Below are 24164 nucleotides of genomic sequence, written 5' to 3'. Positions count from 1 at the left end.
TTTAGTCGGAGTTGGCGGTTAAATCGCAGTTTAGATTGGCGGTTTGTCGTCCCGCCCGGGAGCCATCAACGGGTGAGCGGCAGATCATGGGACAGCGCGCGTTGGGGGCTGACCGGTCGAGCGGCGGTATGTCTCCTGATTTATCCGTTGACTCCGCCGCTGCAGGTCTCGCCGGGTTCGGGTGTCTGCGGACCCTGCTGAAATGCTTTGATGAATGCGAACAGCCGCGGATCTGCCGGGTCTGTGACGCTTAGTTGTTTTCCCCAGGCGGTTGCTTCGATGAGGGATCCCTGTCCGGGAAAGGGACTGACCAACACGTGGCTCTGGTTGGTTGCAAGCCGGGCGAGTTTGGCGATGTCATCGGCGGGAAGCCCGGGTTGGTAGCTGATCCAGACGGCACCGTGTTCAAGGGAGTGCACTGCCCGGGTTTCCTGCACGGGCCGGTCGTAGGCTCCGCAGTTCGTCCACACCGGTGAGTGGTCTCCGCCGACGCCGGGACGTTGCGGATAGGTCACCGCGGTCTGGACGTGGTTCCTGCTCAGGCCGGCATAGCTGATGACTCCTTCGATCATGGTCGGGCCCTTCTCTGCTGACGGGGTCGGTTGACCGCTGCCGTTTGCGGTGAGCCCGTAGGTGAGCGCGCCGGCTGCGAGGAGGAGTGGCACGCCGACGGCGATCAATGGCCGCTGCAATCGGGCGGGCGACCTGGACCCTTTTGTGTTGGTGGGTGAGCGTTGCTGTGAACCGGGTGTTGTCCGGGGTTTCATGAGGCCACCTTCGGGCGCTGTTAACGGTTGCTTGTTTGCGTGACGGGTTGCTGGTCCGCTGCGGCCCGCCTACGGTGCGGTCGTTGCGGGCTTCTGGAAGAGGGTGCCTTCGAGGATGCTGCCGTGGAAGGTCCGCGCGACGACGATGATCCACGCGGCGACCAGCAGGGTGTAGCCTGCGACGGCCATTGCGTCGAACACGGCGAGGTGGGTGTGGGCGGCGAGGCCGGTCAGGCCGGTGACGCAGGTTCCGATGGGGAAGGTGAAGGACCACCAGGTCAGGGAGAACGGCAGGCCCTGACGGGCGGTGCGGATCGTGATGGCGGTTGCGAGGGCGGCCCACATGAGCGCGAAGCCCAGAACCGGCACCCCGTACAAGACGCCGAAGGCTTCCATCGCCCGGGCCAGGGTCCCGGACACGGCGAGGTGGGCGTTCCCGCCCAGGAGGTTCGCGGCGGTGATGGATTGGCCCAGCGGGCCCAGCACGATCCACAAGGTGGGCACTGCCGCGGCGGCCCCGATCTTATGCCCGGCGAGGCGGTTCCAGATCAGTGTGGTGATGATGATGGAGGCCAGCAGGCTCAGTCCGAACATCGCGTAGCAGCCCATCAGCAGGGTCAGGCGTGCTTGCCCGGCCGGGACGTAGGGCAGCAGCAGGGCCCCGGTGGAGGCCGAAACCATGGGCGGGACGACGGGCATAAGCCAGCCGCCGAACGCACTGTCCTGTGTGACCTGGTGCCGGCTGAACTGCAGGTACGGGACAGCGACGGCGCTGGCCAGCCCCAGCAGGGTCCCGGCGATCCAGAGCACCGTATCGATGCCGAGTGCCAGCTGTTCGCCCAGGACGTCTTTGCCCAGCAGCAGGGTACCGGCGCCGACGGTGAGCAGCGCCATGGGCGGTGCGCCGTAGAAGTGCGCCATCACCGGATGGCTGTGGTGGCTTCGGGCGGTTTCCCGGTGCCGGATCCAGTGCACCCCGGTCGCGGCACTCAGCAGGATCAGCAGCAGGGACGCCAGAGCCCAGACGACGGTGGCGCCAGTGCGCAGGCCGGGAAACTGCAGGGGCAGCGTCGCGGCGGCGGTCGCGACGATCCCGGTACCCATGATGGAGGCGAACCAGTTCGGGGTCAGGTTCGCGAACAGCTCCGAGGGCCTATCCAGACGGCGCAGGACGCGCCGGCCCCCGGTGCGGCCGCCCCGGGTCTGTGCCGGTGGTGTGGAGTGGTGTTCGTCGGCGGTCAGCAGCAGAGATTCCATACCTTCCATGCTCCCGGACCGGGACCTGCCGCAGTAGGGGGCATACACTTGTCAGGGTACAAGCCGGACTTGTACCACATGTGACGTTTCTGAAGGAGATTCCCCGATGCTCAGCCCCCGGATACCGGATCTCTCCGCCCTGGAAATGCTCGCCGCGGTCCATGATCTGGGATCCCTCTCCGCCGCCGGGAAACGCCTTGGACTGTCCCAGCAGGCTGTCTCCTCCCGGATGCGTTCCCTGGAGTCCCAGATCGGATCCGCCCTGGTGACCCGGACACCGCGGGGATCCACCCTGACAGAATCAGGTGCACTGGTCGCAGGGTGGGCGGCGGAGGTCCTCGCAGCCGCGGAACGCCTGGACGCCGGAATCGCCTCGCTCCGATCCGACACCGCCCGGCAACTAAAGGTCGCGGCCAGCCAGACCATCGCCGAACACCTGCTGCCGCTCTGGCTGGTCGCGCTGCGCCGCCAGCAGGAGAGCCTCGGACTCGTCCCCACCGTCGTGGAGCTGACGGTGAACAACAGTGAAGCCACCGTAGCCCTGGTCCGATCCGGTCAGGCAGCCATCGGCTTCATCGAAAGCCCGCACCTTCCCCCGGACCTGAGCGCAGCGGCGGTACAGAACGATGACATGGTCGTGGTCGTCGCCCCGGACCACCCCTGGGCCCGGCGCCGGACCCCCGTCACAGCAGCCGAACTGGCTACAACCGCGCTGGTCACCCGGGAACACGGCAGCGGAACCCGGGACGCCCTCGAACACCTGCTTACCACCGCAGGGGCCCCGCCCCTGGCAGATCCGCTGGTGGAACTCTCCACGACAGCTGCCGTCCGCTCCGCCATCGCAGCCGGCACAGCCCCCGGAGTACTCAGCGCACTGGCCGTCCGCGACGACCTCGCCCTGCAACGGCTCATCGCCGTTCCCGTCCGCGGGCTACCCCTGCGCCGCACCCTGACCGCCCTTTGGCAGACCGGCCCCACACCACCGCCCGGACCGGCCCGTGACCTGGCAGCCATCGCCGCCGGAGCTGTCCCGGGAGCCGGCACCCGCCGTAAGTCATGAAACCAGGCGACTTCGCGAAGTAGGGAGGTTCGGCTGCCTAAAACGACCGTATTTGCTACAACCCAGCCGACTCATTGAAGAGGTTCAATGCACCCCCGAATTTTGTAGCGGAACTTAGTGCCGAATTCTATGTGCCGGTTCTTCTGCTGGTTGACGGGTATTGGTACATTTGGGCGCATGGGACATCTGTTGGGCTACGCCCGGGTATCGACCGGGGACCAAGACGCGGCTCTGCAGCAGGACGCGTTGAAGGCGGCCGGCTGCTACCGCATCTTCACGGACACGGCTTCCGGGTCTCTGGAGTCCCGGCCGGAACTGACCAAGGTTCTGGATCAGCTGCGGCCCGGGGACACTTTGGTTGTGTGGCGGCTGGACCGGCTTGGCCGGTCTATCCGACATCTGATTGACCAGCTCGCCGATCTCCAGGAGCGTGGCATCGGGTTCCGGTCCCTGCAGGAGGCGATCGATACAACTTCCTCGGGCGGACGTCTCGTCTTCCATGTGTTCGCGGCGCTGGCGGAGTTCGAACGGGACCTGATCCGTGAGCGGACTAGCGCAGGGCTTCAGGCGGCACGGGCGCGCGGGCGCGTTGGCGGCCGGCCCCCGTTGCTGACCAAGGACAAGCTCCGGACCGCCCGCCGGATGTATGAGCAAAAGGACATGACGGTCGAGAAGATCGGCGAGGTTCTGGGCGTCAGCCGGACCACCGTCTACCGGGCACTCCGGCGCGAACCGGCCCCTGCCGTGCCGCGGCGCCGTTCAGGGCAGAAAACAGTCCGGTGACGGCCGGAGGCAGCGGTACCCTCACCGGTAACACTGCCTCCATGCCTGACCAGACAGCGTTGGTGCGCTGGCGAATCCTTCGCCGGCATATCGAAGACGGCGTGCCCCTTACTGCCCTTGCTGAGCACGAAGGCATCGGACTTCGGACACTGCAGCGCTGGCACGCGGCCCACAAACGCAACGGCATCGCCGGACTGGCTAGTGCAAACCGAGGGACCACCCGACGCAGGAGCACCTCCGAGCTGGTCGCACTCGTCGAAGGGCTGGCTTTGGTGAACCCGCCCCTATCTGTGGCTGCCATCGCCCGCAAAGCCAACCGCGTCGCCGCCGACCACGGCTGGCCACCCCTCTCCTACAGCACCGTCCGCTCCATCACCGCGGGCCTTGACCCAGGCATGAAGACACTCGCCCAGCTGGGAACGGCCGCTTACCGTGACACCTATGAATTGGCATGGCGGCACCGGGCCGAGGGGCCGAACGCGATCTGGCAGGCCGACCACACCGAACTGGACATCCTCGTGCTGAACGCGAACATGAAACCGGCGCGCCCTTGGCTCACCACCATCGTGGACGATTACTCCCGAGCGATCTGCGGCTACACCATCTTCCTCGGGGCGCCATCGGCCCTGAACACCGCATTGGCACTGCGGCAGGCCATCTGGCCCAAAGCCGGCACAGGGTGGCCGATGTGCGGGATCCCCGACGTCCTCTACGTCGACCACGGCTCAGACTTCACCAGCCACCACCTCACCCAGACGGCGAAGGACCTCCACTTCGAAATCACCTACTCAACAGTCGCAAGACCCCAGGGACGCGGAAAAATTGAACGCTTCTTCGGCACCGTCAATACGGAGCTGCTGGCCGAACTGCCCGGACACCTGACCCGCGGCTACACGCCGCCCGCGCCGGTGCTGACCCTCAAAGAGCTGGATGCCGCCATCGGCCGCTTCATCATCGAGGACTATCACCAGCGGAAGCATCCAGAGATCAAGGCGACCCCGCACCAAGCCTGGGTAGGGGACGGCTGGCTGCCCCGGCTCCCGGCAACCATGGACGAACTGAACCTGCTCCTGTTGACCGTTGCCAAACCGCGGATCGTCCACCGCGACGGCGTGCACTTCCAAGGACTCAGGTACGTCTCCCCACTGCTGGCCGCCTACGTCCGCGAACCCGTCATTGTCCGCTACGACCCCCGGGACATCACAGAGATCCGCATCTTCCACAAGAACCAGTTCATTTGCAAAGCCGTAGACCCCGACCACGAAACCTCAACCCTCACCCTCAAGGACATCCAGGCCGCACGCTCGGCCAGACGCCGCGAACTGCGCGGACAAATAAACCAGCGCATCGCCGTCGTGGCCCGGCACTTACCGGATTTAGCGTCACCGAAGCCAGCTTCGGCGCCGCCCTCTGTCGAGCAACCCACGAAGCGCCCAAAGCTACGCACATACCTGGAGGATGACCTGTGACCACGCAAAGCTTCATCGCCACCAAAGAGCACCGCCGGTTTGTGGAGTTCGCGGACGCGGTGCGCCGCCAGCACACGATCGGCATCTGCTACGGGCAGGCCGGAATCGGAAAGACCCTCTCCGCCAGACGCTATGCCAACTGGCACAAGGCACAGAAGCTACTGGAGGAGTGGGGACCCCGGGAAGAATCCGATCACCAGGTCTACGCCGCACTCTCCCGCTCCCGCACCGTCTTCTACACCCCCGCCGTGCTCACCACCCCCAAACAGATACACGCGGACATCGAGCACACCAGCACACGCGTGTCGATCTGCGTGGACCAACACCTGTCAGACATCGGCAAGGGGACAGGGCCCCACACCCGCGTCAATAAATATGTCGAGCTGCTCATTATTGACGAATCAGAACGCCTCAACGCCACAGCCCTTGAACTGTTGCGCGACCGCTATGACCGCGACAACGTAGCCCTGATCCTCATCGGCATGCCCGGGATCGAAAAATGGTTCAGCCGCTACCCCCAGCTCTACAGCCGTGTCGGATTCGCCCACGAATACCGGCCCCTCGAACAGGAAGAACTGCATTTCGTCCTGCAGCGCCGCTGGCACAAGCTAGGGCAAGCCTTGGACCCTGACGACTTCACTGACGCCCAGGCCATTGCCGCCGTCGCCCGCATAACCAGGGGAAACTTCCGCCTCATCGACCGGCTCTTCATACAGGTCGAGCGCGTCATGAAAATCAACGAGCTCAACACCATCACCGACGACGTCATCGAAGCTGCACGCTCAACACTCGTCATCGGAATCACCTAAACCGCCAAACCGACCTGCAGAAAAGCCGCCATTCCGAACTAACAGTCACACGATTTGGAATCACGCTGTCACTTAAACGAACGTATATATGACGAAGGAGTAGACCGTGCTCGTCGGATACATGCGCGTCTCCAAAGCCGACGGCTCCCAGAGCACCGACCTGCAGCGCGACGCACTCCTGGCCGCCGGCGTCGATGCGGGCTCCCTCTACGAAGACAGGGCCTCCGGCAAGAAGGATGACCGCCCGCACTTGGCCGCCTGCATCAAGGCCCTGCGCTACGGCGACACCCTGGTCGTCTGGAAACTCGACCGGCTGGGACGGGATCTGCGCCACCTGGTCAATATCGTCCACGATCTGACTGATCGCGGCATCGGCCTCAAGGTCATCACCGGGCAGGGCGCTGCGATCGACACCACCACGGCCTCCGGGAAGCTGATCTTCGGGATCTTCGCCGCCTTGGCCGAGTTCGAACGCGAACTCATTTCCGAACGCACTCTCGCGGGCCTTGCCTCCGCCCGGGCCCGTGGCCGCAACGGCGGACGACCTTACAAGATGACCCCCGCGAAACTCCGGCTGGCCCTGGCCTCCATGGGAAAGTCGGACACCAAAGTCGGCGAGCTCTGTGCCGAACTCGGCGTCACCCGCCAGACTCTCTACCGTCACGTGTCGCCGGCGGGTGAACTGCGCCCGGACGGCCAGAAGCTGCTTTCCCGCTAGAGATCAACGTTTTCGACCCCGCCAGCGACGGGCAGGATCCATCGGTTCCTGTACTGTTTTCGGGGGCCGCCAGCGGCGGCCCGAGACATCTTCCGGGACACCGGGAACCTCAAAGTAAGCATCGTGGCAGTCCAAAACAGGCTCACACGAGGAACAGGGAACGCCATGACAGCCGAACAGGACACCCCGAGAGTAAATGGACAGGCACCCGCTGAACCGGTGCCGGCGGGCGGGATGCCTCTTGGTGCCCGTCGACTGTTCATGATCGGAGGCCTGTGCGTTCCCGTCGGTCTTGTCGCCGGTCCTTATATTCTGGGGGGCCAGCTCCTGGCCGTCGCGGGTGTCGTCATGGTTGCCGCGGCACTTTCCTACAGTGGTGAGAATCCCTGGTTCGGTCGCTGGCCCCGGATTGTCGCGACCGCGGGTGCGCTCTGGCTGGCCGCCACGGCGGCTTACTGGGGCTCGGTCATCGCTGCCGTGGACGCGGCAGCCCCGTCGCCGGCGTTCGCTCCGGTGTTGTTCACGGTGGGACTGGTGTGCGTTGGCGCGATGGCCGTCGCGACGGTCGTTGGCATGGGTCTGCGCTCGGTTCGTGCCAGGAGCCGGCGGGCCGCCGCGGGCTAGCCGTTGACTGCCCTTCCGGTCGGAAATTAACGAACCGAGTGCCCAGCAGCCTGGCCTGGGCGGGCCAGGCTGCCGGGTGCCGGGGTCAGACGCCGGTGTTCTTCCGCCTGTTCCGCAGGAAAAGTACTGTGCCGATCGCCGCAGCGAGAATTACTGCCGCGATCCCCAGGACCAGCGGGGCGCCGTCGTTATTGGGGCCCTCGGCGCGTTCCGCGGCCACGGACGTGGCCGGGGATGCTGAAGGCGCAGCTGCCGGCGCGGTTGTGGCCGCTGGTGTAGCCGTTTGTCCTGCCTGCGCCTGGACGGTGAATGTGTAGCTTCCTTCGATCGGGTGCCCGTCGGAGGAGACGGCCCGCCACAGGACCTTGTAGGTTCCGGGGTCTCCCTCGGAGAGTTTAGTGGACAGCGTCGGGCCGTAGACGGTCACGTTGCCGTCGCTGACGGTCTTGCCGGCGCCGTCCGTGACGGTGATGGTGCTGAGGTTCAGGTTCTTGGAGTCGGCCGGCGGCTCGGACAGTGTCAGGGACACGGTTGCCGGGGCGTGAGTGATGGCGGCGTCCGGGGTCGGGTTGGTCGATGAGAGTGAGTCATGGGCCAGCGCCGGGGAGGCGGCCGTGGCGGCGGGGATCAGGATCGCTGCGATGGCGGCCAGCCGGAGGCGGGTCGTGAAGGAGAATCGTGCGCGCATAAGGGTGTTTTTCTTTCGGAGGGGTGGGTCTGGGCTCCAGATCCGCATAACGTGCACCGGTGGGGCGGCTCTGGCGGGGTAGGCAGTGGCCCCGGGGATGCCCGGGGAACGGCTGCGGGGCCCGCGGCCCGCGGGGAATTGGCGGTGTCGTCAGGGGCGGTCGGCTGCCGGCGGGCCCCGCAGGGGATGCCGGCGGAGGGTCCGCCACGGGCGGATCGGGGCGTGGCGGGGAGCTGGCGGGATCGTCGGTGACGTGCGCAGGATCGGGACAGCCGGTATCCCGGCGAGCGGCCGCAGCCAGGCTGCCAGGGCCCACAGCGCCGCTTCGCCCCGGGCCAGGAGTGCCGCCGTGACCAGCGTGGCCAGGATGTGCGCGCCGAGCATGGGCGGGTCAAGGTCCGCCGGCAGGTGGCTATGCGGCAGGTCATGCACCGCGGCCATGCGGACCCCGGCTGCCGCGGCCGTGTGCAGATGAGGTCCCGGTGCCGGCACGGCAGAGGCTGGACCGGACAGTACGGAGAATGCCGCGTGCAGCATCCACTGCCCGGCTGAAAGTATCCCGGCCAGTGCCGGGGTCGTCAGTTTCCACCGGGTCACCATAACGACGCCGAGCAGAACCAGGGCCGTGCAGGCGGCCATCACGGGCGCGGGCGGGAGCTGCCCGCCGGCTCCCGTGTGGGCCCCGGCGGCCAGGGCGAGGATGACCGCCGTGACGGCGGCGCTGCGCGGCAGCCGGAACGGCGCGGGTTGTCGGGTCATGGCGCGCCGTTCCTTTCCTTCTTCCAGGGGCGCTGCTCGCGCAGGTCCGCCGCGGGCTCTCGGCAGGGATTCCGCCCGGGGCGGGGGTGCCTATTTGGCGGCGTCGTTGAGTTTCTGCCGGAAGTCCGCCTCGGTGCTGAGGGTCAGCTGCTGGCCGTTGAGGAAAAAGGTCGGGGTGCCGGTGACTCCCAGGGCTTTGCCGTCGGCGACGTCTTTGCGGATCCGGTCGATGGTTTTTTCGTCCGCTACGGCGGCATCGTACTTGACCAGGTCCAGGCCCAGTTCCTGCGCGTAAGTTCTGAACTGGGGTGCCTGGGAGTCCTGCTTTTCGCCCCATTGCGGCTGGGTGTCGAACATTTTGGTGTACATCTGCTCGTACTTGCCCTGCTGCGCCGCGGCCTCCACGGCCAGGGCCGCGGTTCCGGAGTTCCTGTGTCCGGGAAGCGGGAAGTACCGGTTGACGAAGGTTATCCGGTCACCGAATTCTTTCTTCAGGTCCTCCACGAGCGGCTGCGCCGCCCGGCAGGACTCACATTCGAAGTCCAGGAACTCGACCAGCTGCGCTTTCTCCGTGGTCGGGGTGGTGACGCGGTGGCTGTCCTCGCGAACCAGTTGCGCGTCGGCCACCGGCTGCGCTGCCGGCGGCGCCGGCTTGGCTGCGGTGAAGACCGCGTACCAGATCACGCCGGCTGCAACGATGACGCCCAGGAGGATCCAGAGGACCAGGCGGATCTTCTTCGCGGGGTCCGGCGGTGCGGGGGCGGTTGTTGTGCGTGTCATCAGTGGTGGATGCTTTCCAAGTCGCGGTGGGCGGCAGGTTCGATCTGGAAGGTGGAGTGCTCGACGCTGACGTCGAAGTGCTCGGCCACGCATTTCTGCAGATCGGCCAGGATCGCGGCGGCGTGTCCGTCCGTCATGCAGGTGTCTTCGACGGTGACGTGGGCGGAGAGGACGGCGGTGCCCGAGGCGACCAGTGAGGCGTGCAGATCATGGACGTCAAGGACGTGCGGAACCCCAAGGATGTGCTTACGGACCTCGTCCATGTCCAGACCCTGGGGGGCGTTTTCCATCAGCACGTTGACGGTATCGCGGAGCAGCTTCAGGGTGCGGGGAATGATCAGCACGCCGATCAGCAGGGACACGACGGCGTCGGCCTGGACCCAGCCGGTGACGGCGATGATGATGGCGGCCGCGATGACGGCCACGGAGCCGAGGGCATCATTGAGCACCTCCAGGAAGGCGGCCTTCATGTTGAAGTTATGGTTCCGTCCCGAGGCCAGAACAACCAACCCGACGGCGTTGCCGGCCAAGCCGATAATACCGAACCACAGCATCGTTGAGCCGCCGATTTCGGGAGGCTCGATGAGGCGGCGGATGCCCTCAATGATGACGAAGCCGCCGACACCCAGCAACAGGGCAGCCTGCCCTGCCGCGGCAATGATCTCGGCGCGTTTGTACCCCCAGGTCCGCTTTGCCGTGGCTGGTTTCAGGGCCAGTGAAGCGGCGATCAGGGCAATCAGCAGCCCGGTCGAGTCGGTAAACATATGGCCGGCGTCCGCCAGGAGCGCCAGGCTGCCGGTCAGGACCGAGCCGATGATCTCCGCGATCATCACGGTGAACGTTATGGCGAAGACCAGAATCAGCTTGCTCCGGTTACCCGCAGCGGCCGCGCCGTGGTCGTGATCGTGTCCGCTCATGCGTGCGTCTCCAGGTTGTGTGGTTCTGCGGGAAGGGTATTTTGCTGGTCATATTTGAGAATCGTGGCTGGGGACCGCAGAGCAGAGGAACTCGAAGAAGGGAGGGCCCGCGACGCTATGCCCGGCACTATAGAGGCGTCAGCTGCGGGTCGGGGCTCATGCTGCGCGGTGGTTCCCCGTCGGTTGGCCGGGGTGGGGTCACGGGGAGTCATGACTGGGCCCTTTTCATCTCGTTTTCCGCCCCTGCCCCCGGTCAGGAAACAGAACGTTCCGGCCTATGGCCGATCCACATCACAAGAATATATGTAGAGTTGTTCACACGTTAAACGGAAGAGCGCAGTGGACGGTTCTCCGCCATGAAGGTAAATGCGAAGCATTAGCAGGTAGAGGTAATCTTGAAATATGACCCGAAGCCCACATCCACCGGTGCTTGCGGCCCGAGACAGCGAATGCTCCCTACGCCTGGTGGATGCCGACAAGGTCGAACAGGTCCGCTCCCGGATGCCGGCGGAGTCCGACGTGGCGGACCTCGCCGTCGTCTTTGGCTTGCTCTCGGATCCGGGCCGTGTACGGATTCTGATCGCCTTGCTCGAGGGCGAGATGTGCGTCTGCGATTTGGCAGCAACCACGGGCTTGAGCGAATCAGGCGTCTCACACGCGCTGAGGCTGCTGAGGGGTCCCCGAGTGGTAACTGTCCGCCGATCGGGGAGGATGGCTTATTACTCGTTGGCGGATGCCCACGTCCGGATGCTTCTGGACCTTGGACTCACGCACGTCGGACATACCGGCCGGGACAGTCTGGAACTGGTCGCCGGTCGCTGATGTGGCCGTCGTGCGGGATCTTGGTGGCATGATGCCGGAACCCGAAATTGATGGCCCTGTCTGGATTCCGACGCTGCCTCCTTCCATGGCGGAGTATCTCGCCCCCAACCTGCAGCCCATTCCGCTGATACCGGCCCTGGCCGTGATCGGTGCGCTGCTGTATCTCGCCGGTGCCATAAGTCTCTGGCGGCAGGGTCGGCGCTGGTCGCCGGTCCGCACAGCATCGTTCCTGACCGGCTCCCTGGCCATCATCGTGGTAATGGGCGCAGGGATCGAAGGGTACGGGCTCCGGATGTTCTCAATCTTCATGTTCCAGCAGCTGACACTGATGATGGCCGTGCCGCCACTGCTGGTCATAGGTTCACCCGGGACGCTGTTGCTGCGGGCCACACCACACAGGGGACCGGGACGGGCTGCCTTGCGTGCGGCCATTTGGGGTCTCCGCTCCCGCTGGGGCCGGCTGGCAATCCACCCTGCATTCATGGTGCCGGTGTTTCTGCTCAGCTTCTACGGCGTGTACTTCTCCGGTGCCGCCGATCTCCTCCTGCCCAGCTGGTACGGGCACGTCGGACTCGAATTGTTGTTCCTGGCATCCGGCATCCTGTTTACGATTCCGCTGATCTCAGCGGACCCGCTGCCGACGCGCCAAAGTCATTTCGGCCGGATGATCGACATGTTCGCCGAAATGCCCCTGCACGCGTTCTTCGGCGTCGTCCTCATGATGGCCACCGCGCCGATGATCGACTTCTTCTCCACACCTCCCCGGCAATGGAATATCAATGCCCTGACCGACCAAGGAGTCGCCGGCGGGCTGGCTTGGTCATACGGGGAACTGCCCGGAGTCCTGATGCTCATGTTCATCCTGGTCCGCTGGCAGCGTGATGAAGCTAAAGGTTGGGCCCGGGCCGACCGATCCGCAGCGACCGAGGGAACCCCGGAGCTGGATGCATATAACGACTACCTGCAGCAGTTAGCCAGCCGCCCCGAACGTCAGCGGTGACCTCCTCCCGCCGCGGCGTGCCGAAGACAGCGGCGAACGGCGAACACTTCCTGGACGCATTCGGCCGGGGTCGGCTGCCGGGGCGGCCCGGCCGCTCCGGAAGGCGGTGCCGTCGAGGACCCTGACAAAACGCCGCGGAGTCGGCCGCGACATTGGTGCGCCCAGTGCGACGACAGGCCAATTTCCTTCTGCTGCCCCGGATGATCTGCCTTACGTCACGGCAACAGGCTACCGGTCTTCTCCGTAGCGCCACGGCTGTACTTATCGATGGGCAGTTCGGTGACGGCGGCGGCCATCGCGACCCGGCAGGTCGCGCTGACCGTCGCGGGAGCGTCACGACGCAAAGACCGACCGCCGCGGCCTCATTGCCTCACGGTTCCGAACTCCGAGCGGGCACGGACTTCTCGTCTCACAAGGCGGCCAGGACGTAGATGGTGAGGAAGCCCACGAAGAACATAGCGCCAAGAAAGGCGGTCTCGGCGTGCTCGTGGGCTTCAGTCAGAAGTTCCTCGACCACCAGGTAGAGAAGAGCGGCGGCACCGAAGGCGAGGATCAGTGCCAGACTTTGGTGACTGGCCCCGCCGATGACAGCGGCTCCTCCAACAGCACCAAGGCCCGTGAGCAGGCCCAAGCTGCTGGTCGTGGCCACCGCCCGGGTCCGAGAAAGCCCGTTCCGGGTCAGGTTGATGGTGACTGAGAGGCCTAAGAAGAGGATCTCGATGGTCAGGGCAATCGTCAGGATCAGGCCCTGCCGCGCACCGAGCGAGGCCCCCAGCCCTACCAGGATGCCGTCCAGGAGCAGATCGATTCCCACAGCCATGAGCAAGCCCACCGGTATCCCGGATCCGGGCGATTTCTGTCTCTCCTCGAGTCGCCTTCCGAGGGCGCCAAGGGCCAGCATGACAGAAGTGCCGGCGATGAATCCGGCTACAGCCCAGATCAGGCTTCCTTCGTTGCGCAGGTCCGGGAGCACCTCGCCGGCCAGTGCTGCCATCACGACCCCGGCGGCGAAATGCTGGACAGCACTGGTGGTCTTCGGCCCCGGGGGACGCAGAACGGCGATGATGGAGCCAACGATCGAGGCAGCGATCGGAAAGGCCACCAAAAATGCCGCGTCGACGACAGCCGACGGTGCTCCTGTCACTATGCCGTGTTCTGGAACTTAGCCGCGGACGTGACGCTCTGCGGTCCGGGCCCAGACTCGGACCCCTCGCAGCAGCCGTCGACGGAAGCCGCCGCCGGGCCGGCTGCTTCGGCGCGGGGTCCCTCAACGGCCTGCGGGAGGGTGCAGCAGACGTCACCCTTCCAGGCGTTGATGCCTTCGCGGACGGCGATCACGGCGATGACCAGTGCGGCGCCGGCGTCGGCCCACCACCAGCCCAGCGTGCTGTTCAAGACCAGCCCGAGGAGCAGGACGGCGGACAGGTAGGTGCAGAGCAGGGTCTGCTTGGAATCGGCCACCGCCGACCGGGATCCGAGCTCCCGTCCGGCGCGGCGCTGCAGCCAGGACAACATTGGCATGATGGCCAGGCTGAGGGCGGCGATGATGATGCCGGGCGTGGAGTGCCGCGCTTCGCCGCCGCCGGCCAGCGAGCTGACGGAATCCACGGTGACGAAGGCTGCGAGGGCGAAAAAGGAGATCGCGATGAGCCGCAGGGTCAGGTGCTCCCGCCGTTCCGGATCCCCGGCGGCAAACTGCCAGGACAGGGCGACGGCAGATGCCACTTCGATTACGGAATCCAGGCCGAAGCCGATCAGGGCTGAGGACTCCGCGACGCCGCCGGCCCAGAGGGCGACGACGGCCTCGATGACGTTGTAGCTGATGGTGGCCGCGGCAAAAAACCTGATCCGCCGGCCCAGTACCGCACGGCGGACGGGACTGGGTCCGAGCTTGAGGGCGGTCATTTCAGGCACGTCCCGTCGGGTGCACAGCAGGCCGGGTCCACGGCCAGGACGACGCCGAGCAGGTCGCCGATCGCGTGGCCCAGCCGCTCGTCGGCGAGCTCGTACCGGCTCCGGCGCCCGTCGGGAACTGCCACCACCAGTCCGCAGCCGCGCAGGCACGTCAAGTGGTTGGACATGCTCTGCTGAGAGACGCCAAGGGTGTCGGCCAGATCGGACGGGTGGGCCGGCGCGGCGGCCAGTGCCAGCAGGATCCGGGCCCGGGTCGGGTCCGAGACGGCGTAGCCGAACCGTGCCAGCACCGGGGCATGGGTGAGTGTTTCCATGACTTCAAAGTACAGCCCCGATGTATCGAGGCAATTTTGCCCCCACCACCCCCGGGTCGCCATCGTCAGCAGAGCCCCAAGCGCTGCCATGGCCAACGCCCCCGGGACCCGAGCGCACTGGGTGCAGATCGGGCGCGGTTTCCAAACCGGGGCGCCTTCCACTACACTAATAAGTGCGCATATACGCACGTATAAGCGTATCCACGATAATTCCGAGGAGTCGTTTTGCAAGAAGTCTTGGCTGTTCCTGCCCCGCGGACGCACGGGGAAGCCGTCCTTGCCCGCATACCCGATGCCGGCCGCAGTGAGGTCTGAGCGGCGGGAGAGGAGTGCCGACGCCGTGAAGACATCGCCGGTCAGTGCCGTCACACCTTCCGGTGCCCGATTCCTGCTCACCGCCGACGCCCTGGAAATGATCCAGGTCTTCGGCGGGACACTCCACTGCTACCGAGGGGCCGGAGGCTGCCGCAAGCAGGGCCTGTACTTTTCCCGGACACGTCCCAAAAAGGCGCTGGACTGCCGGCTCCTGCCCGCAGACCCGGACAGCGATCAGGGTTCGGCTGCCCCGGGTGCCAGAGAGCGGCAGGAAATAGCGGTCAGCGTCAGTGCCGACCTCGCGTCCGCGCTCGACGGTGCCGTCCTGGACTTCGGCAACTACAACGGCGTTCAACGCTTCGTCTGGACCACGCTGCCCGGGGTCAAGGGGCCCTCCTGCACCTGCCTGCGGTCCGTCGGCCCGCCGGCCGGAAAGCGGTCACCGTGCCTGGATGACCGGCGCATCGGTCTGACCGACCTATAGAAACGCCCGGCCCCCAGCGGAGCGGGCAACCCGGACCGCTCGGCTTCGCGGAAGAGTCCGCGAGGGCGGTGACTCACGGTGCAGGATATGCCATAATGTGCGCATGGATGCAGATATGAAAGTATGCGGTCGGGATCCTGACAGCCGGCTCGTCGGACTGGCCGCCGAAGTCTTTGCCATGCTCGCCGACGCAACGCGTGTGCGCATCATCATGGCCCTGCGCGACGGCGAACTGTCGGTCAACCACCTCGCCGACATCGTCGACAAGACCCCCGCAGGGGTCTCCCAGCACCTGGCCAAGATGCGCCTGGCCCGGCTGGTCGCCACACGCCAGGACGGCACCCGTGTGTTCTACCAGCTCGAGGATGACCATGCCCGCCACCTCGTGACCGAAGCGATTCTTCAGGCCGAACATTCCCTCGACGGGACGCCGCGCCACCACCACTCCGGAAGCAGGACGACACCATGAACGCCCCGCATGAGCACCCAGACCCAGTTACACACAACCACGGCGACCAGCCGGTGCACGAAAACCGCCGCCCCGGGGAGCCCCACGACGGCCATGATCCTCGCCACGCTGAGAATGCCCACCCCCACGACGGGCACGATCACGCCGACGGCGACCACGGCCATGCCCACCCCCACGACGGGCACGATCACGCCGACGGCGACCACGGCCATGCCCACCCCACCGGGATCAAGGGATTCTTCTACGGACTCTTCGTCCCGCACAGCCATGACGCCTCGGATTCGATCGACGACGCCCTGGAGGCCAGTACGGAGGGCATCCGGGCCCTGAAAATCAGCCTCTTTATCCTGCTCGGCACAACGATTCTGCAGCTGATTGTTGTCCTTATGAGCGGTTCGGTCGCGTTGCTCGCCGACACCATCCACAACTTCTCCGATGCCCTGACAGCACTGCCCTTGTGGGTTGCGTTCATTCTCGGCCGACGGGCCGCCAGCCGCCGCCACACCTACGGCTACGGCAAGTCCGAAGACCTGGCCGGGCTCTTCATCGTCGCCGTGGTCGCCTTGTCCGCGGTCGTTGCCGCATGGCAATCCATCGACCGGCTTTTCAATCCGCAGCCCCTGCACAATCTGGGGTGGGTGCTGGCCGCCGGCGTCGTCGGATTTATCGGAAACGAGGCGGTTGCGGTTTACCGCATCCGGGTCGGCCAGAAGATCGGCTCCGCCGCACTCGTCGCGGACGGCGTGCATGCGCGCACCGACGGGTTCACCTCCCTCGCCGTTGTCGTCGGAGCCGGCGGCGTCATGCTGGGATTCCCCCTGGCCGACCCGATCGTTGGACTGCTGATCTCCGTCGCCATCATCATCCTGCTCTGGGGCACCGTCCGCAGCATCGGCCGCCGGCTCATGGACGGCATCGAACCCGAACTGCTGGACCGCGCCCAGACCGCCCTGGAAAAAACACCCGGCGTTCTCGCCGTGCCCAGGCTGCAGCTGCGGTGGGTCGGACACCGCCTCCAGGGCGCGGCCACCATCATGGTTGCCAACACCTCACTGGCCGAGGCGGAAAAGGTCGTCGCCCAGGCCGAAACCGGCCTGGGCGTCGCGCTGCCCAACCTTGACGACATGCCCATCCGCACCGTCAGCAGCACCCCCGCCGCCTCAGGTGTGCTTCCCCAAACGCCGCCGCTGCACCCGCATCCCGGCCAGGGCAGTCACGGGTGGGAGCGCCGGCTCTGACCGCGGAACAGTGCCGGGACGAAAGTCGGTTAGGATGGGTGCATAGACACGCACGTATGCACTTAAAGGAGTTGGCCGAATGTTAGCGGTTCTGCGGAATGTGACCTACCGGCGGCTGTTCGCCGCCCAGATCGTGGCCCTGATCGGCACCGGCCTGCTCACGGTGGCCCTCGGGCTGCTGGCCTACGACCTGGCCGGCCGGAACGCCGGCGCGGTACTGGGAACGGCCCTGACGATCAAGATGCTCGCCTACGTGGGTCTCGCCCCGGTGATCAACGCGCTGGTGGCGCGGCTGCCCAAAAAGCCGGTGCTGATCGGGGCTGACCTGATCCGGGCGGCGATGGCACTGTCTTTGCCGTTCATTACAGAGACCTGGCAGATCTACGTGGTGATCTTCCTGCTGCAGTCCGCCTCCGCAACCTTCACCCCGGCCTTCCAGTCGCTGATCCCGACCATTTTGAAGGAGGAGCGGGATTACACGCGCGCGTTGTCCCTCTCCCGGCTGGCCTATGACATGGAAGCCCTGGTCAGCCCGGCCCTTGCGGCCTTGCTGCTGACGCTGATCAGCTACAACAACCTGTTCATCGGCACAGTTGCCGGTTTCCTGTTCTCGGCCTTCATGGTCACGATCACGGTCCTGCCGCGGCTTTCCGCGCTGGCCGGGCCGCAGACGTCCCTGTGGCATCGGACCACCCTGGGTACACGGATCTTCTGGCGCAACCGGCGTCTGCGTTCCCTGCTGGCACTGAACCTCGTGGTCGCAGCCCCGACGGCTCTGGTGCTCGTCAACACCGTGGTCTACGTCCGCGACGTCCTGCACCGCCCCGACACCGACCTGGCCCTCGCACTGGCCTGCTTCGGTGTCGGGTCCATGATCGTCGCTTTGTCAGCACCCCGGGTCCTGGACCGGTTCGGTGACCGTGCCGTGATGCTCACCGGCGCCGCCGTGATCCCTGCCGTGCTGGCCGGTGCCACACTCCTGACCTTCCTGGGCGTCGGTGGCGCGGGGTGGTGGCTGCTGCTGGGGCTGTGGTTCCTGCTCGGGGCGGCGAACTCCACGATCCTCACGCCCTCGTCCCGGCTGCTGCGCGATGCCTCCACCGAGGAAACCCGGCCGTACGTCTTCACCGCGCAGTTCTCCCTCTCCCACGCCTGCTACATCCTGACCTACCCGCTGGCCGGCTGGATCGGGGCTGCCGCGGGACTGGGCTGGGCCGCGCTGGCTTTGACAATTGTTGCGATGATAGGAAGTGCAGGTGCATTCCTGTCCTGGCCACGGCACACCGCCGCGGCATCCCAGGAACCAGCCACTGAGGAGCAGACCGTTGAGCAGCAGGCCTAGCAGCGCGTTGAACACCGTCCCAGGGGAACCCTCCCTGGCCCACCCGGTCACCCCGGGCACGGAGCTGCTCGAAACAGCCGCAGGCACGCTGCGGATGCTCGCCGAACCCACCCGCCTGCACCTGCTCTGGCAGCTCTCCACCGGACCGAAAACCGTCACCGAACTCGCCGACGCGTCCGGGGCGCCCCGGACCGTGGTCAGTCAGCACCTAGCCAAACTCCGGCTCAGCGGCCTCGTGGACACCCGCAAGGACGGCCGGCACGTCATCTATTCCCTCCACGACGGGCACCTGGTCCGGCTCATCCGCGAAACCATCAACCACGCCGACCACCTGATCACCGGAGAACCGGCCCACGACTGACGCCTCTCCCCATGCCGGCCAAATTCACCCCAGGTACCCCAGGAGCACACCCATGAGCGCCACTGCGCCCCTGCGGTTTCTGCGCACCTGCGTGATCACCGCGGCGGTCCTCGGCCTCGCGGCGGGGGCCCACGCCGCCGCCGGCGGCCACCTGCCGCCGGCGGCAGTGATGACCCTGCTGACCGTCCTGGTCATGGCACCGGTTATGGCCCTGTCCCGCTACCGGCTGTCTCTGCCCGCCATCGGCGGAATCCTCGCCGCGGGCCAGGGCCTCCTGCACCTGGCCTTCACCGGCCTTTCCAGCCTCGACGGACACTGCGCCCCTGCCGGTGTCGCCGCACACACCCACCACCAGACGTTCGCCATCCCGGACTGCGCCCTCGCAGCCAGCACCGCTGCGGCCGCGGCCGGAGATGACATGGCTGCCGGCGCAGGGGCGGCCATGACCGCGGCACACGTCCTCGCCACGGCGGTAACGGCGCTGATCCTGGCCCGCGGCGAGGCGGCACTCTGGCAACTGCGCGCCTGGCTCCGGCCCCTGGCCGGCATCCTGCACCCGGTCTCCATGCCGCCCACCCCGCGGATCCCTGCGCTGCGGTCCGCAACCGCCCCGATACCCGCCGCCAGTACATCGCCGGCCCAGCCACGTGGCCCGCCGTTCCGGACGGCCCGGCCCCTCCAGACGTTCTGAATCCTGCGGCTGCCGGACCCGAACCGCCTTCACCCCATACCTTTTGCCTGCCGCTTTCCTGCGGTCCAGGCTGTCCCGAAAGGACACCCCCGTGATTTCTTCCTTCCGCCGCGCCCGCATCGCCGGTGCGCTCACCACGGCCCTGGCGTTCACCGCGTTCCTGGGCGCAGTCCCGGCCCAGGCCCACGATTCCCTGGCCTCCACCAGCCCCGCCGACGGTCAGACGGTCACCACCAACCCCGGCAAAGTGACCATCACCCTGACCAAACCGCCCACCACCGGAATCGCCGGGGCCAACATCATCAAGGTAACCGCCCCCGACGGCCACACCGCCAGCAGCGGAGACATCACCGTGGACGGGGCCACCATCAGCACCGCCGCCGACATCGACCACCCCGGCAAACACACCGTGGACTGGCGCGCAGTATCCGCCGACGGACACCCCATCGAAGGGACCTTCAGCTTCACCTACGCCCCCGCCGAAACCGGAACGACGGCCCCATCAGCCCTCGCCACCCCGGCAACAGGAACCCCGGAACCAGCCGGCCCCGGCGCAGCGGCGCAGCCCGCCGAACCCGCGGCCCAGAAAGCCGCCGCGGACATGACCGGATGGCTGATCGCGGCCGGCGCCCTCATCATCGGACTCGCCGGCGCCCTGGTGTATGTCATGACCAGCCGGAAGAAGCCGAACCCCGAAAAATAGCTGACACGCACGGGCGTGGTGCCACGGCCAGGCACCGCGCCCGGCCCCGCAGAGTGCAGATGACTTCTGACATCCCGTGCAGACGACTTCTGAAACTGACACCGGGCTGGAGATATCTTCGTCGTACCAAACTTGATTGTCTGGCCCGGTCGGTCCGGGACGCCCACGAAATAGCCGGCGACCTTGCCAGCCGCGACATCAAACTCAGCAGTGGTGGTTCCGTCCATGACCCCACCGGCCCCATGGGCAAACTGCTATTCAACGTCCTGGCGATGATCGCCGAGTTCGAAGCCGACCTCATCAGGATGCGCACCCGCGAAGGAATGGAGCTCGCTAAGGCTAACGGCCGTCTTCGGGGAAAACAGCCAAAACTCAGCGTGAAAGAAGAAGCCCATCTCCTGGAACTGCACGATGCGGGGAAATACGCCATGACTGAAATGGCCGAACTATTCTCCATCAGCCGGTCAACCATCTACCGGGCCGTTGAACGCGGACAACGCAGGGCAGCCGAACCACTACGCTCCTGAGAAATGTGCAGTCGACTTCTGACGGAGCCCACCCAACACGAAGCCAGAATCAACATCGGCGGCGCCATCCGCGATCCCACGGATCCCGGCGGACAGTTCCACCGTTCAAAGCCAGAATCAGCATCGACACAAACTAAACGTGAACTTCCGTACCGATGCCTCTGCGGACACGGGAACGCAGTGCAGGCGAGTACTGAAATTTGTGCCAGCGACTTCTAAAAATGACCTGCGGGGCGCGATACGTCTCAAAAAGTCATCCCGCTATAAAGCGTCTCGTCCAATCGTGACAACAACACTATTGTGGAGGCATAGTCCCCCGGCAGAATGCCGATTGGTGGTTTGGGGAGCCGTCGTAGTCCCTAGTGGTCACGGCGGCTTCGTCTTTTCCATAGATGCAAGCCATTTCTAGGGCACCAACCTAAAGTATTCACTCCCACTGTTCCACGCCACGGGGTGTAGCAACGTGCCAACGGCAGGATTCAGTGCGCTGTACATCATGCCGTTCCCGGCGTAGATGCCGACGTGGCCCCAGTGGTTTGGTCCGTCGGGGTTCTGTACGACGAGGTCACCCGGCAGTGGACTCCTAGTGGCCGCGCCAGCTGTCCACTGTTCCGTGCGCGGCAGCTGGATCCCCGCCTTCCCATAGATCCACTGCACATAGCCGGAGCAGTCCCACGCTTTATAGGCAGTGCCGCCCCAGACATATGTGCCACCGACCCCCTCCTGGGCGTACGCAATGATCTCGCGCCGAAGCTGACTCAAGTCGGCTGGCATAGTTGGTTGTGACGGCCGCGTTGTGTCTGCAGGGCAGTCCGCCGGCGCGGTTGACGATCCAAGGCCTTTCACAATGGCTTCCGCGCTTGACTGCCACTGGGCGTATCTTTCTGGGAAAGCAGACCCTTGAACCGCTTGAGCTGCTGCACCCTTGTCCATTTGATCCCAGCCCTGGACATCAAGAAGCCCTCGAGGAGATCCTTGGTTGGGCCCCTGTGGCCCGCCATAGAAGGCTTCAGCGTTGTAGGCGGGTTGCATGAGCTCCGCGACACTCCCCCATCCTGCCGACGGGCGCTGTTGGGCACTACCGACCGAATCGTGGTCACTGCCCACGCCGTCATGCGGATATTGCAATGATTCAGGGACGGATGAGTTGGCCAGCATTTGCATATTGGACTCTTGCAACGCCATCATCAACGCAATCACGATCCCGTTTTCTGGGACTGACCGGGCGCGGCCCACTGCTATGTAAGCCTGGGCCACAGTCGCCTGCGACTGGCTCAATCTGATGGGCGCCAGGTCTGGCACAGAGATCGTCACTGCCTGGCCCGCGCCGCCAGCTGCGACCGTTGTACATGCCGCCGTCGAGCTTTGAGCGCCGAAAGCTATCAGGGCAATGGACCCGCAAAGCGCCATACCGCAGCACAGCACCATCGCAGAGAACGCCGCACCGGCTAATTTGAGGGCAGCACGCTTCTTGACCATGCCGAGGAGGAGCGCCGGGGCTGGCATCAGTAAACAATTCGCTCAGGCGCAGCGTAGAAAGCCACCATCTCGCAGCGGTCCGCCGTGGCAGATACGGCAGGCGGACAATTGACGACGATGCTGATCGGTGCAGTGTATTTGTTAACTCCAGATGTCGCATGCTCCACGACGCTCAAGGTCACGGTGCACACGTGCAATCCCACCCAGGGTGGAGGTTGCTGGACATATTGTGCCAGCTGCTCGTCGCACGATGAGTTCACAGGCTGCGCGGTCCGATACCCCTTCGCTCCAGTCAACGACGCATAGGCTGCTGCATTAGTCCCCGTGGCTTCGAACTGCTGCGCGAAGATGGTCAGGGGGTTTGAACCATCCGGCAGCACCTGCCACCAACTGCGAAGCCTCCCGTACGTCTCAGAATACGTGGCCGTTCGTGTATCCCATGTGTAGATGGTGCGGGCAGCAATGTTGGCCAGCACACGATAGTCCAAAGTTGAAGGCTCGCCAGCTGGGACAGCTGATTGATCCGGGGGCGAGCTTGTCATGGTCGACGGTTCCACCGCGGTTGCTGTGGCCGTGGGGCTTGCGACCGCAGCCGGAACCGATGACACCGGGGTACTTGCAACGGGGGCGACCTCCGGGGGGCGGATTGAGAGCACCGCCGCAATCCCGGCGATAACCACAGCAGTCACCAACAGCAGGATCCATGGCCGGTGTCGGCCTGTCCCGTTCCTATGTGCCAGCCATTTCAATTTCATGGTCACACCTCATTTGTTTGAGGAGTTAAGCCTTGGACACGGCATGGGCCGTCGGGCTGATTGCCGCTTCAATGACAGCACCTTCGATCCCTGTCCCTGCCCGCAAAATTTCCTCGGCTGCTTGAACCAGCTTGCGTGCCAGGCCAACCTGCACCTTGACGTAGCGCACGCTGACACCAGCCTCTTGCGCGACCTCAGCGACCACCGCAGCACGTTCCTCGCCCAGTACCGACGGCAGGACGATGCGCTCCGCGATGAGTTGGAGCATCGGATTTGAAAGCGATGCGACGGTAGCCTTACGCAGTGAGGCCAGGTCAACAACCAGTTGTGGATCGACATCCAGGGCCCGACTCGTCGTCAGAGCCATCTGCCGAACTACGAAAACGGCCTGCCACCTCATGCCGGCGGACGCATCATTGTTGGTTGCCGTGAATTGCGCCTTCTCGTCAGCAAGACTGGCAACCGCCAGCTCCCAAGTGCGCTCGGGCACGTGTGCCTTGACGAACTGCAAAACATCCGTGGCCCAGACATGATTCGTGACTTGGTCATCGAGGCGTGCCAATTGGACATCAATCTGGCTCTGGAACCCAGACTCGCATTGGTCAAACAGCGGCAGAGTCGACCTGGCTATACTCCGGCGGATATGGTCGGCGCACAGGTTGCAGGCGATCCCCTGAACCCAGGCATCAAACTTGACCCCGGGAAAGACCCGGTAGCTGCTGCTCACCGTCCCCTCCCACGCTGCAATACGGATATCCTGCAAGACGTCATTTACATCCTGGAAGAACCCATACCTAGCCAGGTGAATCTTCACATAGGGACGAACCCCCTCGACAGCCTGAGGTGTGTCAAGGATCCGGGACAGTTCGTTAGTTTCTTTTTGGTTAGGCAGCAGCGGGTAGCTGCTGGTTTTGGGTCATGAATTTGGCCATGGCCGCAGCTGGTGGCAAGCCGTCATTGTGGGTGTGGGGTCTGTGCCGATTGTAGAAGACCTCGATGTAACGCATCGTTGCCCGCCGTGCGTCTTGCCGGGTGGGGAAGCTGTAGTGGTGGTAGAACTCGTTCTTCAGTGACGAAAAGACAGACTCGGCCACGGAATTGTCCCAGCACACTCCTTTG

Annotated in this window: 28 protein-coding genes and 1 pseudogene; 16 read left to right on the top strand and 13 right to left on the bottom strand. The window is 65.2% G+C overall.

Features of this window, described 5'->3' with window-relative positions:
- Positions 1-140: 140 nt before the first annotated feature.
- Positions 141-767 (bottom strand): DUF3105 domain-containing protein, encoded by a 627-nt coding sequence (locus ACQR35_RS14285; protein WP_316963966.1) that lies wholly within the window; start codon positions 765-767, stop codon positions 141-143.
- Positions 768-836: 69 nt separating this feature from the next.
- The gene (locus ACQR35_RS14280; protein ID WP_346958967.1) at positions 837-2024 is read right to left on the bottom strand and encodes a TDT family transporter; all 1188 of its coding nucleotides are present in this window, start codon (positions 2022-2024) and stop codon (positions 837-839) included.
- A gap of 106 nt (positions 2025-2130) precedes the next feature.
- On the opposite strand from ACQR35_RS14280, the gene ACQR35_RS14275 reads away from it, so the two are divergent.
- The 6 genes from ACQR35_RS14275 (at position 2131) to ACQR35_RS14250 (ending at position 7487) form a co-directional block, all read left to right on the top strand.
- Positions 2131-3084, top strand: a complete 954-nt coding sequence (locus tag ACQR35_RS14275) for a LysR family transcriptional regulator (protein WP_430270418.1) — start codon at positions 2131-2133, stop codon at positions 3082-3084.
- Between the two features lie 177 nt (positions 3085-3261).
- On the top strand, positions 3262-3867 hold the full coding sequence (locus tag ACQR35_RS14270) for a recombinase family protein (protein ID WP_193594589.1): 606 nt from the start codon (positions 3262-3264) through the stop codon (positions 3865-3867).
- 41 nt (positions 3868-3908) lie between these two features.
- A complete protein-coding gene (locus ACQR35_RS14265) occupies positions 3909-5336 on the top strand; it encodes a Mu transposase C-terminal domain-containing protein (RefSeq protein WP_430270417.1) in 1428 nt (475 codons plus the stop codon).
- Complete coding sequence (locus ACQR35_RS14260) at positions 5333-6145, top strand: AAA family ATPase (RefSeq protein WP_193594591.1); 813 nt, start codon at positions 5333-5335, stop codon at positions 6143-6145. Before ACQR35_RS14265 ends, ACQR35_RS14260 begins: the two co-directional genes overlap by 4 nt.
- 106 nt (positions 6146-6251) lie before the next feature.
- Positions 6252-6863, top strand: a complete 612-nt coding sequence (locus tag ACQR35_RS14255; protein ID WP_430270416.1) for a recombinase family protein — start codon at positions 6252-6254, stop codon at positions 6861-6863.
- Positions 6864-7028: 165 nt separating this feature from the next.
- Positions 7029-7487: a hypothetical protein gene (locus ACQR35_RS14250; protein ID WP_430270415.1), complete on the top strand. Its 459-nt coding sequence runs from the start codon at positions 7029-7031 to the stop codon at positions 7485-7487.
- Positions 7488-7572: 85 nt separating this feature from the next.
- On the opposite strand, the gene ACQR35_RS14245 is transcribed toward ACQR35_RS14250, so the two are convergent.
- From ACQR35_RS14245 to ACQR35_RS14230, 4 genes are all read right to left on the bottom strand, one after another.
- Complete coding sequence (locus tag ACQR35_RS14245; protein WP_430270414.1) at positions 7573-8175, bottom strand: copper resistance CopC family protein; 603 nt, start codon at positions 8173-8175, stop codon at positions 7573-7575.
- A 150-nt stretch (positions 8176-8325) separates the two neighbouring features.
- The gene (locus ACQR35_RS14240; protein WP_430270413.1) at positions 8326-8934 is read right to left on the bottom strand and encodes a hypothetical protein; all 609 of its coding nucleotides are present in this window, start codon (positions 8932-8934) and stop codon (positions 8326-8328) included.
- A gap of 90 nt (positions 8935-9024) precedes the next feature.
- Positions 9025-9714, bottom strand: a complete 690-nt coding sequence (locus tag ACQR35_RS14235) for a DsbA family protein (RefSeq protein ID WP_430270412.1) — start codon at positions 9712-9714, stop codon at positions 9025-9027.
- Positions 9714-10631 carry a cation diffusion facilitator family transporter gene (locus ACQR35_RS14230; protein WP_430270411.1) on the bottom strand — a complete coding sequence of 306 codons (918 nt, stop codon included), beginning with the start codon at positions 10629-10631 and terminating at the stop codon, positions 9714-9716. The genes ACQR35_RS14235 and ACQR35_RS14230 overlap by 1 nt, the downstream gene beginning before the upstream one ends.
- A 402-nt stretch (positions 10632-11033) precedes the next feature.
- Here ACQR35_RS14230 and ACQR35_RS14225 point away from each other — a divergent pair, with 402 nt between their 5' ends.
- Both ACQR35_RS14225 and ACQR35_RS14220 read left to right on the top strand, forming a co-directional pair.
- The gene (locus ACQR35_RS14225) at positions 11034-11453 is read left to right on the top strand and encodes an ArsR/SmtB family transcription factor (protein ID WP_430270410.1); all 420 of its coding nucleotides are present in this window, start codon (positions 11034-11036) and stop codon (positions 11451-11453) included.
- Positions 11454-11484: 31 nt separating this feature from the next.
- Positions 11485-12453 carry a cytochrome c oxidase assembly protein gene (locus tag ACQR35_RS14220; protein WP_430270433.1) on the top strand — a complete coding sequence of 323 codons (969 nt, stop codon included), beginning with the start codon at positions 11485-11487 and terminating at the stop codon, positions 12451-12453.
- 409 nt (positions 12454-12862) lie between these two features.
- Here ACQR35_RS14220 and ACQR35_RS14215 read toward each other — a convergent pair whose 3' ends face one another.
- Genes ACQR35_RS14215 through ACQR35_RS14205 form a run of 3 tightly spaced genes read right to left on the bottom strand, consistent with a single transcriptional unit; the run spans position 12863 to position 14681 of the window.
- A complete protein-coding gene (locus ACQR35_RS14215; RefSeq protein WP_430270409.1) occupies positions 12863-13597 on the bottom strand; it encodes a ZIP family metal transporter in 735 nt (244 codons plus the stop codon).
- The gene (locus ACQR35_RS14210) at positions 13597-14358 is read right to left on the bottom strand and encodes a cation diffusion facilitator family transporter (protein ID WP_430270408.1); all 762 of its coding nucleotides are present in this window, start codon (positions 14356-14358) and stop codon (positions 13597-13599) included. Before ACQR35_RS14210 ends, ACQR35_RS14215 begins: the two co-directional genes overlap by 1 nt.
- Positions 14355-14681, bottom strand: coding sequence for an ArsR/SmtB family transcription factor (locus ACQR35_RS14205; protein WP_430270407.1), 327 nt, complete (start codon positions 14679-14681; stop codon positions 14355-14357). Before ACQR35_RS14205 ends, ACQR35_RS14210 begins: the two co-directional genes overlap by 4 nt.
- A 340-nt stretch (positions 14682-15021) precedes the next feature.
- Between ACQR35_RS14205 and ACQR35_RS14200 the strand changes: the two genes are divergently transcribed.
- From ACQR35_RS14200 to ACQR35_RS14165, 8 genes are all read left to right on the top strand, one after another.
- Positions 15022-15480, top strand: a complete 459-nt coding sequence (locus ACQR35_RS14200; RefSeq protein ID WP_430270406.1) for a peptidase — start codon at positions 15022-15024, stop codon at positions 15478-15480.
- Between the two features lie 103 nt (positions 15481-15583).
- Positions 15584-15949, top strand: coding sequence for an ArsR/SmtB family transcription factor (locus tag ACQR35_RS14195; protein WP_430270405.1), 366 nt, complete (start codon positions 15584-15586; stop codon positions 15947-15949).
- The gene (locus ACQR35_RS14190; RefSeq protein ID WP_430270404.1) at positions 15946-17187 is read left to right on the top strand and encodes a cation diffusion facilitator family transporter; all 1242 of its coding nucleotides are present in this window, start codon (positions 15946-15948) and stop codon (positions 17185-17187) included. The genes ACQR35_RS14195 and ACQR35_RS14190 overlap by 4 nt, the downstream gene beginning before the upstream one ends.
- Before the next feature lie 79 nt (positions 17188-17266).
- On the top strand, positions 17267-18529 hold the full coding sequence (locus ACQR35_RS14185) for an MFS transporter (protein ID WP_430270403.1): 1263 nt from the start codon (positions 17267-17269) through the stop codon (positions 18527-18529).
- Positions 18513-18890, top strand: coding sequence for an ArsR/SmtB family transcription factor (locus ACQR35_RS14180; protein ID WP_430270402.1), 378 nt, complete (start codon positions 18513-18515; stop codon positions 18888-18890). Before ACQR35_RS14185 ends, ACQR35_RS14180 begins: the two co-directional genes overlap by 17 nt.
- Before the next feature lie 52 nt (positions 18891-18942).
- Positions 18943-19581, top strand: coding sequence for a hypothetical protein (locus ACQR35_RS14175; RefSeq protein WP_430270401.1), 639 nt, complete (start codon positions 18943-18945; stop codon positions 19579-19581).
- 91 nt (positions 19582-19672) lie between these two features.
- A complete protein-coding gene (locus ACQR35_RS14170; protein ID WP_430270400.1) occupies positions 19673-20284 on the top strand; it encodes a copper resistance CopC family protein in 612 nt (203 codons plus the stop codon).
- 59 nt (positions 20285-20343) lie between these two features.
- A complete protein-coding gene (locus ACQR35_RS14165; protein ID WP_430270399.1) occupies positions 20344-20811 on the top strand; it encodes a recombinase family protein in 468 nt (155 codons plus the stop codon).
- Positions 20812-21216: 405 nt separating this feature from the next.
- On the opposite strand, the gene ACQR35_RS14160 is transcribed toward ACQR35_RS14165, so the two are convergent.
- The 4 genes and pseudogenes from ACQR35_RS14160 to ACQR35_RS14145 all read right to left on the bottom strand — a co-directional run.
- Complete coding sequence (locus ACQR35_RS14160; RefSeq protein ID WP_430270398.1) at positions 21217-22317, bottom strand: C40 family peptidase; 1101 nt, start codon at positions 22315-22317, stop codon at positions 21217-21219.
- Positions 22317-23045 (bottom strand): hypothetical protein, encoded by a 729-nt coding sequence (locus ACQR35_RS14155; RefSeq protein ID WP_430270397.1) that lies wholly within the window; start codon positions 23043-23045, stop codon positions 22317-22319. The genes ACQR35_RS14160 and ACQR35_RS14155 overlap by 1 nt, the downstream gene beginning before the upstream one ends.
- A 25-nt stretch (positions 23046-23070) precedes the next feature.
- Positions 23071-23859, bottom strand: a complete 789-nt coding sequence (locus ACQR35_RS14150; protein ID WP_430270396.1) for a hypothetical protein — start codon at positions 23857-23859, stop codon at positions 23071-23073.
- Positions 23860-24007: 148 nt separating this feature from the next.
- A pseudogene (locus ACQR35_RS14145) lies at positions 24008-24164 on the bottom strand (integrase core domain-containing protein); the annotation flags it as partial.

Source organism: Pseudarthrobacter sp. J1738 (assembly GCF_050490315.1).
Taxonomy (GTDB): Bacteria; Actinomycetota; Actinomycetes; order Actinomycetales; family Micrococcaceae; genus JBNPEO01.
This window is presented reverse-complemented; position numbering and strand designations above follow the sequence as displayed.